The following is a 15872-nucleotide window of genomic DNA, read 5'->3' on the forward strand; positions in this document are numbered from 1 at the left end:
TTATGATTTGGCCGAATTTGATAAAACCAACTCAAATTGCACTTCCCTGACGGGGCGGCCCCACTCGGCGTGGAAGCGCTCGCCCGTGAGTTGGAAACCAAAAGAATCGTATAAATGCAGCGCGGCTTGCAATTCATCAAAGGTTTCAAGTGTAATTTTCTGATAGCCCACTTCACGACAAAAATCAATGGCGAGTTGCATCAATTGACGCCCCAACCCACGCCCTCGCACCGAAGGATGCAGAATGAGCGACCGCAGATGCGCCACGCCTGGACTTTCTTCGTACACCAGAATACAGCCCACGATGTGTTCGTCGGTTTCGGCCACCCATAAACGTTCCTTTTCGGGAGTATAATGTTGGATAAAATGCGTCAGAAAAGTAGCCACTTCGATGTCGTTCAGGAGGGTCATACCGTACTCTTTGGCATAAATAATACCAACTAGATAGGTAATGTACCCAAGGTCTCCGGGGCGAATATCGGTACGAATAGTGATGGCAGACATAGCGTGATGGATTCGCAGAATCAGGAATTGAATTGAAGGAGCAAAATAGGGCGGATTTGGTTGAACACAAAATTCAGGACTTACTTTCTGCGGTTTCGTTTTGAATCTGACTAACTTTAGGACTTTAATTCCGGAAGATTTCTTTATGTTCAAGATTGTCAGTTCGTCGGCAGGGTCGGGAAAAACCTACACGCTTACCAAAGAATACCTCAAACTCGCCTTGCAAAGCGACAACGCTTATTATTTCAAGCATATTTTGGCCATTACGTTTACCAAGGCCGCCACGCGTGAGATGAAAGACCGCATCATGGTCAAGTTGGAGGCGTTTGCCAACGGCCACGAAGACCCGATGCTGCACGACATCATTCAGGAGTTATACCCCGAATCCCTCGCCGACCGCGAAGGGGCTTACAAGCTCCGCGAACGCGATATTCGGAATCGGGCCAACCGCGTTTTTAAACAAATTCTACACGATTACAGTGATTTTGCCATTCTGACCATCGACAGTTTTGTCCAACGGGTGGTGAGCGCGTTTACCGATGAATTGGGGATTCCGTTTTCGTTTGAAGTGGAGATGGAAGCAGGGGAGTTGCTGCTGATGGCGGTAGAACGAATGCTCGAAAAAACGGGCGACGAGGCTTATACCGAGTTGACGGATATTCTCGAATCTTTTTATTTGGAAGCGGGGCAGGAAGGGAAAAATTACCACAGCCTGCCCGAAGCGATGGCGGGCTTTGCCAACGATTTGCTCAATGAGCAACGCTACGCCGCCATCATGAAAAATGCGCACTTGTCGGCCAAGGATTTTAAAAAAATTCGGCGACAACTGGTGGGCGCGTTGCGTAAGTGGGAAAACCAACTGGTGCAATGGGCCGAAAAAGGGCAGCAATTGATACTGGAAAGTGGCTTGGACGAGAAAGATTTTTCGTACGGAACGGTGTTTCGGTATTTCAAAAAACGTACCGATGCTTCCGAAGCAATGACCGAGCCAGGAGCGCGTGAAAAGGACGCTTTTGAAAACGACAAAGGCTGGCTCACCAAAACCGCCCGCCCGTTTGTGGTCGAAGCGGTAGCGCAGATAAAACCGCAATTGGTGGATTTTTACGAACGAATAGAAGAAAATCGTCTAGCCGTCGGTGGGAATTATTTTTTGTACCAACAGCTCATTCCGCACCTGTATCACCTGTCGTTGTTGAATGAAATTAAGGAAGAATTTGACCGCCAGTTGCGGGAAAATAACCGCGTGCATATTTCTGAATTTAACCAGAAAATCCTGCAAATTGTGACCGAAGACCCCGTACCGTTTATTTATGAGCGGATGGGGGAGAAGTTTAATCATATTTTGATTGACGAGTTTCAGGATACGTCCAAATTGCAATTTGCCAATGTGTTGCCGCTGATTGACAACAGCCTCGGTTACGACCATTTCAACCTCGCCGTAGGGGATTCTAAGCAGGCCATTTATCGTTTTCGGGGCGGCGACATGGATCAAATCATCGCGCTGCATTCCCAAAATCTTGATCGATTGGCGCAATCTCTGGGCGACAGCGAGTTGACGGTAGAGCGCCTAGAAAGCATTCGGTGGCATTTGACGGGCGATGTGCTACGGGTCAATCGTCGTAGTGCCAAAGAAATCATCGAATTCAATAACGCGTTTTTTGGCATAATTGAAGAACTCTACCGCGACCAATTTCCGCTTTCGCACGATGTGTTTGAGCAGGTGGCGCAGGAGTTGCCGCCCAATCCTAAAACGGGCGGAGAGGTGCAGATAGAATTTATTCCCACCCTGAATAACGACACCAACGACGACGACGATACGCCAGCCATGATTAACCGCACGCTGGCCCTGATTCAGCAAGCAACCGAAATCGACGGGTTTAGTGTGGGCGATATTTCGGTGTTGTGTCGGTACAAGAAAGATGCAAAAAAAATAGCTAATCATCTGAAAGAGAACGGATACAATATTATCTCCGACGATTCGCTTTCGTTGCGTTTTTCGGGGGCAGTCAATTTGGTGACGGCCTTCATGCGCGTGCTCGTCAAGCCCGACAGCCGATTGGATAAGTACGAAGCGCTGTATTTATTTTTCCGAATGATTGTCAAACGTATTCCTGACAACAAAGACAATCAACGCTTGAAAACGGTGGTGGAATCGCACGATGTGCGGGAGTTTTACGTGTTTATCAATGAATGTTTACGGCAAGTCAAAGCCGAAGCGGGTGACCTGAAAGAAGGAGATGTCATTGATGCGTTTTTGAATCCGTACCGATTGCTCCAAATCAGTGCGTATGAGCTGGCCGAAAAACTGGTGCAGACGTTTGGGCTGTTTGAAATCGTGGAAGAACGTGATTATCTGTTTCGTTTTCTGGATGTGGTTTTGGAATTCAACACCAAGCGGGGCAGTCATTTGGCCGATTTTCTGGATTATTGGGAAACCCAAAAAGAGAAAATTTCCATTTCGGCACCGTCAGACCCCAATGCGATTACGGTGCAGACCATCCACCGTTCCAAAGGATTGGAATATCCCGTGGTGATTATTCCCTACGCCGATTGGGATTTTGTGCCCAATGCCAAACGCGATTCGATGTGGGTCAATCTTGACCCGTCAGAGGAGTTGGGCGTTGGTGGTTTCAGTACAAAAGACGTTGAAAGCGGTGAAATGATTGAACAGACCGAAACCAAGTGGCTTCAAACGGGTTCGGTTCAAGTAAAAGAGACATTATTGCAAACGACCGAGTCGGTGGCATTGCAGTATAAGGAGGAGCGTGAGCGCGTGTTTGTTGAAAACCTCAACCTGTTGTACGTGGCGTTTACGCGTCCGACCAAAAAACTGTACGTGTTGGCCAAAGAAGAAAATTTTGCTAAAATCAAATCTCCCAGAAAAGTAAGTTATTGGCTATATCAGTATTTGGAAAGCCTACAGGAACCTGAAATCGGAAGCCTTGAAACCCCTGCGAAACTCACCACGCGTACTCCTCACGCCACCGTTCAGGCACCCACTTTTTATGTCCCGCAGATTATTTCTACGGACCGCAGCCGCGAGTTGCGCCTCCGGCGCTTAGCCAATCGCATCTTTGACGTAGAAACGTTTGAGAAAAAACGCGACCACGGAAACAAAGTTCACTACGCTCTTTCGATGGTACGTACGCCCGATGACGTTCCCTCGGCCTTGGTACGAATGCAAACTGAAGGCATGATTGAGAAAATCGAAGCCGAAGATATTCGTAAGAGCCTTGATAAAATTCTTCAACATCCTGACTTGCAGGGTCTTTTTGAGGTAGAGTCCAACGTCATCAATGAGCGCGAAATCTTAACCCCCGATGGCAACATTCACCGCCCCGACAGGGTGGTACACTTAAATGACCGAGTCGTAATCGTTGATTACAAAACGGGGATTCCCGTCGAAAACCACACCATACAGATTAAACGGTACGCCAAACTTTTCTACGAAATGGGCTACGCAAGGGTCGATTCGTTGCTGGTTTATATTGAGCGAAATGAGGTAATTAAGGTGTGAATATTAAATTTCGTATTTTTTTTAGAATTGTGGTGACTTTTTGGATGGTTTTTGCGTATGTTATGTATAGCGTACACAAGCCCCAACCCTCCACCACATTATGGACCCTTTTTTTTACTTTGATGAAGATGAGTTTGAAACCCCCGAGCCAACAAAGTTCGTTGTAGAAATTGAGGTTATTTCACCAACCTGTACACAGGATAGCGTGAATATGTCTGCTCAAAATAGGGTGAGTTGCGATAAATAAATTCGAGTTGTGCCGCGCCGCTTTTGGCAAAAGCCTCATCTGTCTTTTTTCTTTCTTCCAATTTTTGCTTGAGTGCCGCATCTTTGCGCAGCATTTCAGCCGCAATGTCTTCAAAAACGTAGGCGGAAAAATGCTCTTTTTGTCCTAAGATACTATCGAAAAAATTCCACGCAAAAAACGAGTCGGGGCCTTGAGGTTCAAGGGTTTCGATGATATAACGGTTGGATTTTTGGTTGGTCGCAATAAGATAATCCCCTTTATAAAATTGTATTTTCTGCGTCTCTTTTCTAACCGTTACGCCGGTGTGGTTATAATGTCCTTCATAGGGCTTTTGGGGGATTTTGTAATCTTCAATATAATACACTTCCACTTCCATTTCGGTATCTTTTTCTAAAGATTTTAGCGTTACGCCGTTGATTTTGAGGAGTTCTGCCACCCGAACCCAACTTTGAGGCAACACGTAGGCGTTTGGTTTCTGAACCGTCAGATCGGCTACGTAGTGGTCAAAAAAGGGAATGCGTTTGGTAAAAGGCTCGTTGCGTTCGTAATACAAACGATTCAGTCCGCTCACTTCACTGGGTTTGTACTTGGCCGCAAAGCCTTTGAAAGTAATCGAATCGGCCACGCTACGGTCCAGTTTCCAGCTTAATGGAAAAGACTTTTGGGCCGCCACGGCTTCGTCGGCTTTTTGCTTGTTGGCAATCAACGTCTTAGCGTGTTTGGTGCTGAGGTTGAGCGTCGTTTCCATAAACACGTAAGTTCCTTTGACCCGCGTAGGATAATCTTTCAGCATGTGCAATTCAACCACGAAGGTTTCACAATTGAACAGCGACGCGTAGCCTGAACTATACCTCGGAGCATCGTTGAAGCCCGAATAACCCGTTTCGGGGGTGCTGCCAAAGGCATTTACGTACGGCACTGGGTCAAACCCCGATTTTGATAATTGAGCATCCAACGCGGGTTTGAATTCGTTGGTAAAAAAGGTCGAAACAATCGGGTTGAACTTGTCTTTCTGGGTCGGAAAATACGTGACAGCGTGCTGGTAATCAGCACCATTGGAGGTATGGTTGTCTACGATGATGTGAGGTTTCCACGCCTGAAACATCTTTTGCCACGACTCCGAATTTTTAGAATCTGTTTTGATAAAATCGCGGTTTAAATCATAATTTCGTGAATTTGCCCGAAATCCGTAACTGTTGGGACCGTTCTGATTAGGGCGCGACACGCCACGGTTAAGGATACCGTCAATGTTATAGACAGGCACAATGCACAGCAACACATTGGCCGGGAGTAGCTTCTTTTCCAACAGTTCCCGCGCCCACATCATGCTGGCGTCAATGCCTTCGGGTTCGCCGGGGTGGATGCCGTTATTGATCAAAAGCGTTACTTTGTCGGCCTGAGGTTTGAAGACCTTATTGGCCGATAACACAAACAAATGCAGCGGTTTACCAATGTCGCTCGTGCCTACTTCGAGTAGCGTAGCTTGGTCATATTTTTGGTCTAGGGCTTGGTAAAAACGGATGACTTCGTCGTAGGTAGCAGTTTCTTGTCCTTTGCTTTTTTCGTAGGAAGTGATTTGGGCAAAGAGTGTGTTGGACAGCAAAAGCAGTAAAAATAACTTTTTCATAAGGTGGGAAATTGATGAAGTGTTTGGTTTATTGACAAAATTTTGGCGCAAGTATCGATAAAAAATAGACGCAACATCCACCCTTACCTCCCACAAATTTCTTTATAATCGCAATATTGACAGGCTTGCATATGGTCAGTTTTACGGAAAGGCTCGTCGGTATTGAGGAGTTTTTCGGTGATAAATGCCCTCAGATACTCCTCCGAATGCGCTACGTAATTTTCGGGGTCGTTGGCTTGGTCAAATTGAAGGGGATTTTCGATGAAACCCCGTTTAATGTTTCGCAATGAATAAAATCCAGACGTTACTTCATAGTTGTCCAAGTGAAAATCCTGACCGCGTAGGTTGAGACCTTGGTCACGCAGCATCTGTTTGTAAATCAGGTACTGATAAATCCATAATTGCCTGATTTTTTCGTAGTTTCCATTGCTGCCAGAGGTCATAATATCAGCTAGTTTATCGGGCGTGACTTTGGGGAGTTGTTCGATTTTTCCCGTTTTATAATCGGCCACGCGAATGACGTTATCCACCAACTCAATGCGGTCAATTTTCCCCGCCACTTTAAATAAAATCGTCTTATCGCCCCATTGCAGTGGCAACGTCGCCGATAGTTTTCGCTCGGTAGCCAGCACCACCAGCGAATCGTTGCGCGTGCGCTGTTCCCGCAAGAAGTCCACCACGGTTTGTTCGGCCACTTGATACAACAGCCGATTGATGCCCGATTCGGCATCGTAACCACCAAATTGTTTATCAAATTCTTCGCGTAAAATCGCCTTTACTTCTTCGTCTGTGATGGGTTTGTTTTCCATCAGATATTCTAAGTCGATGCGTTCTAGTACTTTGTGAATCCAAGAGCCAAAGTCTGCCGAACCAATGCGCTCTTCCACTTCTTCGTCTTCCGACACGCCCGCAATGCGGTTAAAATAGTACTGGAGCGAGCATTTTAGGTACTGGTTTAAATGAGTGGCATACAACCCGTCTTTTTCGAGAGAGGCAATGAGAAAGGCAATCGTTTCGGGCGTTTTGGGGACGGTCCAATCAATCGTAGCGGCTTTTTGACGCGCTATCTGCACTTTTGGTTCTTCTTCGGCTCCCTGTTTGTCGTCCTCCTTAAACATCACCATCATCTCCTGATACCTGATGGTGCCTTTGTCTTTCGTCATGGGCACCAACTCGTGCTCTAGCTGACGAATGAAACGGCTTTTTTCACCGCCGTTGTAAGTGCTTGGGTCGGTAACGTACACGAGGTGAACGTCTTTGGCGCGTTGGAGTAGGCGGTAAAAATGATAAGACAACACTGCGTCTTGGTCGCGGTAAATGGGCAAACCCGCTTCTTGGGCAATGTCCCACGGAATCAGCGAGTTTTGACGTTTTGAAGCAGGGAAAACCCCTTCATTCATCGAAAGAATAATAATGCGTTCAAAATCAAGAGACTGCGTTTCGAGCATTCCCATTATTTGCAGCGGACTGACGGGCTCACCGCTGAAAGGAATCCGGGTTTGGCGGATGAGTTCGTACATAAAAGCCTTGAAAGTCCGTAAGTTCAGCTTCTCGGCGTGGCTTGAATTGAGGGTGGTTTCGAGCTGTTTTAGCAGGGTATAAAACAAATATAAGTACTCCGTCTCGATGGCGTTTTGGGTGTCTTTGTATACTTCGCGCAGCAAGTCGATGATGACGTACAGGGCTTTGATGACGGTGTGCGGGTTGTCGTCCCAGCGGCCAAACAGCGCCACAAAAAGCGGGTGATTTTCGCCCCACACCAACAACTGTTTGGGGTCGAGGTACACAAAATTACGCCGTTGTATCTCACCAATGGTAGTCTGAATGATGCTCGGCGCGGTCGAATCGCGTTGTTGCAACGCCAGAAATTCGTATCTCCTGATAAACGGGTGATTGAGTACTTTCTGAACTGTTCGGTGGTTGTATTTAGGGATTTTAACCGAGCGACCGTCTTTGGCGCGGAATTCTGCCACCGTAAACTGCAACTCAAACAGCGAGTCTACGAGCGTGAACAACAGCGAATTACGCAGTGTTAGTCCCATCGTTACGTTGAGGTCACTGATGGTTTCATCCAATCCGTTCAAGACAGGAACTAGCAGGTTTTCGTCGGCTAGTACCATCGCTACGGGGCGGTTTTCGGTGCCGCCTTGCTCCTCGGTACACCATTGTTGGTAAAGTTTACCCGCTACTTTGGCCTGCATAGAGGCATTCGGAACGGCATAAACCGTAATGTCTTTGGGGGTTTGGAGAATATGGTTTTCGGTCCACTTCCATTCGCCAGCCCACGCGGCATCCCGGTAGCTGCGCAGTGCTTTTCCACCTTCGATGTAGGGATTTTCGCGCATATAGTAGTGGTCAGTATCCCAAAGAATTTCAGCACGTTGGGCTTTGATAAGGGCCCGAATGATTTTTTCTTGCGCGGCACTCAAAGCGCTTAATCCGACAAAATAAAAGTCGGGCGAGGAGTCCTCAACGGTTTCTTCGGAGTTTGGTTGATTGGTCTCTTCTTTGTCGTTCAGCAAAAGTTCAAATGTATTTTCGGCCAACGTGCGGTAGGCCAAACCGCGATAAACGCGCTTTTTGGACTGAAGATGTTGCCGGAAACGTTGGTATACTTCTCGTAAATTGGAGAACAATTCAAAGTAGGCCTTTATGCGCTCTGAGTCGGTCGAAATTTTGTTTTTTGGCCAGTCAATCTCCCAACGCTCAATGGCTTTGGCCTCGGTAATGTAGTCGAATAAATAATCAGAATCAACGAGATATTGGTCAATTAAGTCGAAATCGCGCAGCAACATACTCCCCCATTGCAGGTAGCGCTCAAAGGTGATGTTTTTATCAACCTCTTTAAAAATGTCAAATAATTCGAACAACAAACTAACGTTGTCGGCAATCTCCACCCCACACTTTTTGGTCACAAAGTCGTCGATAGCTAACACTTCCGGGGCCAAAAAGGGACGATCAGCGCATTGAGCCAGAGCACGTTTAAAAAAATAAGCAGCCCGCCGGGTGGGTACAATTATTAATAAATTCTCAATGCGCTTTGTATGTCTTTTTGTGTCAAAAATATACTTCGCTGATTTCTCAAGAAAAGATTCGAGCATTTCGGGAATGAGCTATTTGGGTATGTTTATGTTGATTATGTTCCTAAAAAATATCTTTTGTGGATATTACAAAAAGTATGCTGTTGAATGACGTTTGTCTTTTTTTATTTTTTTGACTTGTGTGTTTGCTTTCTATTTTCGCAGTAACAATTTTCAAAGTTAGTTGTTTTACTGCTTGTGAGCAGTATCACCATTTTTATTTTAACTAAAAACCAAACTAAATCTTATGCGGAAATTTTTACTGGCAGGCGTCTGCCTGTTGATGTCTATTTGTGTTCAGCTTCGGGCACAAGAGCGCACGGTTACTGGGACCGTTACCAGCAGCGACGATGGGTCGCCTCTTCCTGGAGTAAGCGTATTAGTGAAAGGGACTACCAAAGGAGCCAACACGGATTCGGAAGGGAAATATCGAATTAGTATTTCAGATGCTAAACCAATTCTTATTTTTAGCTTTGTAGGGTTTGAAAAGCAGGAGATTGCGGTAGGTAATCGTACTGAAATAAACCTGCAATTGCGTTCTGACGCTAACCAACTCAATGAGGTTGTCGTCACTGGTTATGGAGGAACACTCAACAAGCGGGAAATCACTGGTTCAATCTCAAAGGTCAAAGGGCAGCTCATTGAGAACATGCCCGTACAGAGTTTTGATCGTGCGTTACAGGGACGAGCCGCAGGGGTTCAGGTACAGGCTGCCAACGGGATTCCCGGTGGCTCGGTACAGGTTCGTATCCGAGGGGTAGGCTCTATTTCTGGGGGTAATGACCCGCTTTATGTGGTTGACGGTGTGCAGATTAACTCACGCGGAACGTCGACGATTACGAGTTCAAACCCTTTAAACTTCCTCAATCCCAATGATATTGAATCCATTGAGGTGTTGAAAGATGCGGCGGCGGCTTCAATTTATGGTTCGCAAGCCGCCAATGGTGTAGTGCTCGTAACGACCAAAAGAGGAAAAGCAGGTACCACTAAATTTGACTTTAACTACTATAATGGGGTTGTTGAGCCGCTCAGAAAACTGAACGTTTTGAATACCCAACAGTGGATTCAAATGCGCTCGGAAGCGTTGAGAAATCAAACACCTACCCTGACTGCCGCGCAGGCCTTGACAAATGCGCTAACCAGCGTTCGTTTGGCAGGAGATTTGACAGAGTCGGCAGTAGCCGCCCTTCCCAGCTACGACTGGCAGAATGAAGCCTTCAAAACTGGTCGGGCCAACAGCTATGAATTGTCGGCCAGCGGTGGAAATGAAAAAACTACTTTTTATTGGTCTGGTTCATACCTGAAACAAGATGCCAATTTGATTAATATCGACTTTTTGCGTGGTTCTACCAACTTGAACGTCGTTCATAAGATCAGTCCAAAGGTAACGTTTGAGAATGGTATCAAACTTAGCACCCAAAAAAGCCGCGGCCAGTTTGGCGGTCCGCTGGGCGGGTCTTTTCTGGGGGCGTCAGCATTTGCATCGCCGTTGGTATTGCCGATGGTTCCGATTTACAAGGAAGACGGTACTTACAACGGTACGCCGGCAGATGGTGGTATTCCTGGTATCTTGAACCAAAATATCATCATGGTGAGTGAATTAAACAAAATTGGTGGCGTGCAAAACCAAGCCGTTGGAAATGTATCTCTTACGTGGAAAATTGCGGATGGTCTTACTTTTCGTCCGTCAGCCTCGTTGGATTATCGTACCATCAAGGGAGATAATTATACTGATGCCCGTACACCAGACGGTATCAACGTAAACGGACGTCTTGGTTTTCAATATAACCAAAATGTAAACTTCCTCGGAAATGCCGTTTTGAATTATAACAAACTGTTGAAAGAAAATCATAATGTAAGCGCTCTGTTGGGATATGAGTACCGCAGTGATGTAAACGAAGGGTATTTTGGAACGGTAGAAGGGTTTCCGTCACCTGATTTTCAATATGCAAGTTCAGGAACTAATTTTATCTCTACTGGTGGTGGCTGGAACGGTTTTCGTAAGCAATCGGTATTTGCTCAGGCCAAATACGATTTCAAAAATAAGTATTTCGTTTCGGCAACGGCCCGTTATGATGGCTCTTCCCGATTCGGCTCCAACAATCGCTACGGCTTGTTTCCTGCCGCATCAGCAGGATGGCTGATCAGCGAGGAGCCTTTCCTGAAGAGCAGCCGAGTGGTGACAGACTTAAAACTTCGTGGTAGCTATGGAGTAACTGGAAACGACCAAATTGGTTTCTTCCCAGCACTTGGATTGGTAAGCGGCGGGTCAAACTATAACAACCTGAGCGGTACAGCACCTATCCAAATGGCAAATCCAAACCTGAAATGGGAGCGTAATGTGACGGGCGAAGTAGGGCTAGAGTATGGTCTTTGGGGCGGTCGTATTTCTGGTCAAATTAACTACTTCAGCCGTGTGAGCAATGATTTGTTGCTTAACCGTCCGTTGCCAATCACGAGTGGATTTGGTTCGATTGTTGACAACGTAGGGCAGCTTCGTAACCGTGGACTGGAATTTGAAATAACGACGATAAACGTAAGAACCAGTAAATTTAAGTGGGAAACCAACTTTAACTTTACCTACATTCAGAACAAAGTCACTAAATTGGTTGACGGTATTCTGCCGCAGCAAAACCGTGACAGTCTGATTTTACTGAATGCAGCGGTGAATACGGGTCTTGGTAACAATACGGCTGATATAACCGTTGGAAGTAACTTTATTGTGGGTAAGCCTGTTTATGCCATTTATACGGCAGAATACGCTGGTGTCAATCCTGCTACGGGACGCCCAATGTGGTATGACGAAAATGGCAATATAACTTACACCATTCGAAACCCGGGGGATTTGAAGTATATCGGTTCGGAATTTAGCCCTATTTTCGGAGGTTTTACCAATACGATTTCGTTTGGAGGATTCGAACTTTCCGCTTTTTTACAATATGAATTTGGAAGAGTTGCCAGCAACACCCAAGGTCAGTTCCTGATGGAAAATGGAAACCGACTCTTTAATACACTCACTGATATCTATGAGCGCCGCTGGCAAAAACCGGGCGACCTTACTGATGTGCCCCGTCCAATCAACGGTGGCGCGGAATTGAGAGGCTCAGGAAATACTGCGGGGACGCGATCGGTAGAGAATGCTTCCTATGTTCGTTTGAAGCAGGTATCTGCTTCGTATACCATTCCAGCCAATATCCTGAAACCATTGAAGTTTATACGATCAGCCCGCATTTATGCTCAAGGTATAAACTTAGTGACTTGGACTGCTTGGACTGGGTATGACCCAGAATTTGTAGGCCTGGGAAGTGGAAACAATGGAGTTATTCCTCAGGCAAGAAACTATACATTTGGTGTACAAATCGGATTTTAAGAACCAGCGTATCCTAAAAAAAAGGGAACACACTAATAGAAGAACAATCAATGAAAAAAATATTCAACTATATACCCGCAGCACTCGCCTGCTTTCTAACGCTGGAGTCGTGCGACAGTGCCCTGGAAGTTAAACCTCGTCTGGCCGTTGATTTGGCTTCGGCCTATAATTCTCCCGAAGCGCTTTCGGCTGCCTTGAATGGTGTGTATGACGTCCTTCAAACCACCGATCTGTACGGACGGGATTTAGTGGCGATTCCAGAAGCACTGGCGGATAATGGCCGTGCTACCAATAAATCAGGTCGTCTGAACGCTGAATATCAGAATCAGGTAGGATCACATTTTATCAATTGGTCAAACGCGTACGTTGCCATCAACCGGGCAAACATCATTTTGAAAAACCTGCCAGCCTCTACGGCCCCGCAGGCGACCAAAGAAGCGATTGAAGGTCAGTGTTTATTTTTACGCGGTCTGCTCTATTTTGATTTGATGCGTGCGTATGCGTATACCCCCAAAGCAATTGTTCCCTCTCAAAATTTGGGAGGTGTGCCATTGTTGCTGGAAGGTGTTACAGGCTTGGATCAGGTGACTTTGCCTCCGCGCGCCAGCATTGATGATTGTTATAAACAAATTGCGGCCGACCTGACAAAATCCATCGAAAAGCTCACCAACAACGATACTCGTTTTGTACGTCCGTTTTTTGCAAGCCGTGCGGCGGCTCAGGCGTTATTGTCGCGGGTGTCTCTTTATACTGGCAATTGGGCGGATGCGGTGCGTTTATCCACTGATGCTCTTTCTGGCGGAGTAGGCGTATTCCAGACCACACCTACGGCTTATGTCAGCGCCTGGCGTGCTGCTTCTCATCCAGAGTCAATGTTTGAATTATCGTATCAGGCTAATGAGAACATTGGGGTAAACCTTTCGCTGCAAACTACTTATACCACTCTTCGTACCCTGGGGCTGCGTACCGCAACAGCCGGATTTGGCGACTTAGTGCCGACCAATGATCTGCTCAGTGAATTGGGAATCTCCCGTACCGGCGATGTCATTACCCGTGGGAGTGATGCTCGTGCATTATTGTACGAATTAGGAACCACAGGACGTGGCCCTGCCGAAGTGGAAACTACAAAATTTCTCGGCAAAAGCGGACAGGTAAATCAAGATAACATTCCGGTCATTCGTATCTCGGAAATGTATCTGAACCGTGCCGAAGCCAATTACGAACTGGGCAATTTTGCCGAGGCATTGGCCGATGTAAACCGCATTCGTACCCGTGTAGGTCTTACTGCGCTCGAAAGCACCGTGACTGGTCCAGCATTATTAACGGAAATCCTGCGTCAGCGCCGTCTTGAATTTGCGTTTGAAGGACATCGTTTCTTTGACTTAAAAAGACGGGGACTTGATTTGGTGAAACAGCCGCGGTCTATTGCTTTTACTGACTTCGTCATATTGGCGAGAATTCCGACTGGGCAAATCTCGCTGAACCCTAGCCTCAAGCAAAACTTTGGCTACTGAAAAGGGGCTCTGCTCACAAGATCAAGTTGTTAACTTTAAACAGAAACAAAATGAAAAAATACATTTTAAACGCGTTTTTTTCAGCATTCATTGCGATTGGACTGACCGCCTGCTTTGAAAATCCCGCTAAAATTTACGACGGCCCTTCGGTTGTTGAGTTTGATGCAGCGGTGACTACCGCCCCCGCCGCTGGGCGTACGTATCCTTTGGTGACGGTAGCCAACGGGGCAGGCAAGATCAAGACGCGTATCAATTTGGTAGGCCCGCAGCGCCCCAATGCAGAATCTATCAAGGTAGTGGTGGATACCCAAAACTCAACGGCGGTAGCAGGCACCCACTATCGCCTGACCTCCGAGACGGTTTCCATTCCGGCCAATACCAGTTTTGGCGAACTTGAAATTGAGATTCTGGCCGTTCCTGCTGAAGCTGGCAAAACGGTTACGCTGGTGCTGATGCTGGAAGGCAACGGAACGGAAATCAAAGCCAGCGAAAATTTCAAACGTTTGGGCTGGACTATACGTCTCTAAGAAGAGACATTTGTGCTGGTACAGTAGTTAATAAGACGCAACCAGACTTATAACTCTGCCTATGCACTCTATTCATTTTTACGAATAAATGAGGAATGAATTAAAATGATAATCGGTTAAAGTTCATCTATCTTTTCATCGGAAGCGGCGCCATTTATGGTGTCGCTTCTTTTGTTTCATTAGACGACACAAAAATCAACTTCGTCGATGCTAAATCAGAAACCGCTCTTTTTTGATTAAATAGCTATGAAATAAACCAAGTCGGAACGCATAAGTCAGACCTAAAGGGTATTTTTGCCCTTTGTTTTAATAGATTTTTATCTACTACGAATACCTAACCGGAATGAGCAAACCTGTAAAATCAATTTTAACTGTACTTGTTATTTTAATCATAACTGGCTTGGCGTTTTACCCCCGGCTCAAAGAATATACCTCCAAAAAGGAAGAAAAAGGCGCGGGAGCTCCCAAAGGTGGTGGCCCAGCCGCTCAGGGTGGTGCCAAAGGGGGCGGACCAGCACCTATCAACATTATGGTTATTGGCAATCAGCGCCTTGAGGAGAAAATACTTTCGACAGGAACCATCATTGCAAACGAAGAAGTGGACATTCGGAGTGAAATAGCCGGACGTATTACTTCCATCAATTTTAAAGAAGGCGACTACGTAAAAAAAGGGACGGTGTTGGTGCGCATCAACGATGCTGATTTACAGGCCCAGCTTCAAAAATTGCAATACCAGAAAAAATTGGCGGAGGTGAATGAAGAGCGTCAGAAAAAACTGTTGGAAAAAGAAGCCATCAGTCAACGGGATTATGACATTAGCTTAACCAACCTCAATAGCATGAATGCCGACATTCAGAACCTTGAAGCCCAAATTGCCAAAACGGTGATTCGTGCGCCATTCGACGGCACTATCGGCTTGCGTTATGTGAGTGAAGGAAGCTATTTGTCGCCGGGTACTGTGGCTAAAATTGCTACTCTGACCAACGTAAATCCCGCCAAAATAGACTTTTCGGTTCCTGCCAAATACGCAGCAAATGTTGCCAAAGGCACCGCCATCACGTTTACCACCGAAAGCGGAGATGAAAAATTTTATGGTCGTGTTTACGCCATCGAACCTAAAATTGACCCCAATACACGTACCCTCACGTTGCGGGCTACCAGTCCCAATAACAACCGTAAGTTATTTCCGGGGTCATTTGCCCGGATTGAAATTATCCTTAATACCAAAGCAAATGGTATACTTGTACCCACGGAGGCCGTTATTCCGGGCCTGAAAGGACATAGCGTGTTTGTGGTGCGAAATAACAAAGCCGAGCCTGTGGAAGTGCAAATCGGTACGCGTGGTGATAAAACCATTGAGATATACAAAGGGTTGAATGTAGGAGACACGCTTATCACTTCAGGCATTTTGCAGGTGAAGCCAGGAGGACCCGTTGACATCAAAGAAGCAATGGTTAAACAGTAATTCAGCCTGTTTTTGAAAATA

Annotated in this window: 8 protein-coding genes; 5 read left to right on the forward strand and 3 right to left on the reverse strand. The window is 46.3% G+C overall.

Annotation, left to right across the window (positions count from 1 at the left end; genetic code table 11):
* Positions 1-504: a GNAT family N-acetyltransferase gene (locus DR864_RS25520; RefSeq protein ID WP_162794123.1), complete on the reverse strand. Its 504-nt coding sequence runs from the start codon at positions 502-504 to the stop codon at positions 1-3.
* A 145-nt stretch (positions 505-649) separates the two neighbouring features.
* On the opposite strand from DR864_RS25520, the gene DR864_RS25525 reads away from it, so the two are divergent.
* Entirely contained in the window at positions 650-4021 is a 3372-nt protein-coding gene (locus tag DR864_RS25525; RefSeq protein ID WP_114069616.1) for a UvrD-helicase domain-containing protein, read from the forward strand.
* 176 nt (positions 4022-4197) lie between these two features.
* On the opposite strand, the gene DR864_RS25530 is transcribed toward DR864_RS25525, so the two are convergent.
* A complete protein-coding gene (locus DR864_RS25530; RefSeq protein WP_114069617.1) occupies positions 4198-5895 on the reverse strand; it encodes a M14 family metallopeptidase in 1698 nt (565 codons plus the stop codon).
* A gap of 83 nt (positions 5896-5978) precedes the next feature.
* Positions 5979-8810, reverse strand: coding sequence for a PD-(D/E)XK nuclease family protein (locus tag DR864_RS25535; protein WP_162794125.1), 2832 nt, complete (start codon positions 8808-8810; stop codon positions 5979-5981).
* Between the two features lie 412 nt (positions 8811-9222).
* On the opposite strand from DR864_RS25535, the gene DR864_RS25540 reads away from it, so the two are divergent.
* The 4 genes from DR864_RS25540 to DR864_RS25555 all read left to right on the forward strand — a co-directional run bounded on the left by DR864_RS25540 (position 9223) and on the right by DR864_RS25555 (position 15851).
* Complete coding sequence (locus tag DR864_RS25540; RefSeq protein WP_114069619.1) at positions 9223-12345, forward strand: SusC/RagA family TonB-linked outer membrane protein; 3123 nt, start codon at positions 9223-9225, stop codon at positions 12343-12345.
* A gap of 50 nt (positions 12346-12395) precedes the next feature.
* Positions 12396-13859 carry a RagB/SusD family nutrient uptake outer membrane protein gene (locus tag DR864_RS25545; RefSeq protein ID WP_114069620.1) on the forward strand — a complete coding sequence of 488 codons (1464 nt, stop codon included), beginning with the start codon at positions 12396-12398 and terminating at the stop codon, positions 13857-13859.
* A gap of 50 nt (positions 13860-13909) precedes the next feature.
* On the forward strand, positions 13910-14386 hold the full coding sequence (locus tag DR864_RS25550) for a DUF4843 domain-containing protein (protein WP_114069621.1): 477 nt from the start codon (positions 13910-13912) through the stop codon (positions 14384-14386).
* Positions 14387-14729: 343 nt separating this feature from the next.
* The gene (locus tag DR864_RS25555) at positions 14730-15851 is read left to right on the forward strand and encodes an efflux RND transporter periplasmic adaptor subunit (RefSeq protein ID WP_114069622.1); all 1122 of its coding nucleotides are present in this window, start codon (positions 14730-14732) and stop codon (positions 15849-15851) included.
* Positions 15852-15872: the final 21 nt, after the last annotated feature.

Origin of the sequence: Runella rosea (genome assembly GCF_003325355.1) — a bacterium.
Classification (GTDB): Bacteria; Bacteroidota; Bacteroidia; order Cytophagales; family Spirosomataceae; genus Runella; species Runella rosea.

Excerpts from the sequence above, each read along its gene's own strand:
- DR864_RS25550 (WP_114069621.1), top strand. The coding sequence starts at position 13,910 with ATGAAAAAATACATTTTAAACGCGTTTTTTTCAGCATTCATTGCGATT.
- DR864_RS25555 (WP_114069622.1), top strand. The coding sequence starts at position 14,730 with ATGAGCAAACCTGTAAAATCAATTTTAACTGTACTTGTTATTTTAATC.
- DR864_RS25530 (WP_114069617.1), bottom strand. The coding sequence starts at position 5,895 with ATGAAAAAGTTATTTTTACTGCTTTTGCTGTCCAACACACTCTTTGCC.
- DR864_RS25540 (WP_114069619.1), top strand. The coding sequence starts at position 9,223 with ATGCGGAAATTTTTACTGGCAGGCGTCTGCCTGTTGATGTCTATTTGT.
- DR864_RS25525 (WP_114069616.1), top strand. The coding sequence starts at position 650 with ATGTTCAAGATTGTCAGTTCGTCGGCAGGGTCGGGAAAAACCTACACG.
- DR864_RS25520 (WP_162794123.1), bottom strand. The coding sequence starts at position 504 with ATGTCTGCCATCACTATTCGTACCGATATTCGCCCCGGAGACCTTGGG.
- DR864_RS25545 (WP_114069620.1), top strand. The coding sequence starts at position 12,396 with ATGAAAAAAATATTCAACTATATACCCGCAGCACTCGCCTGCTTTCTA.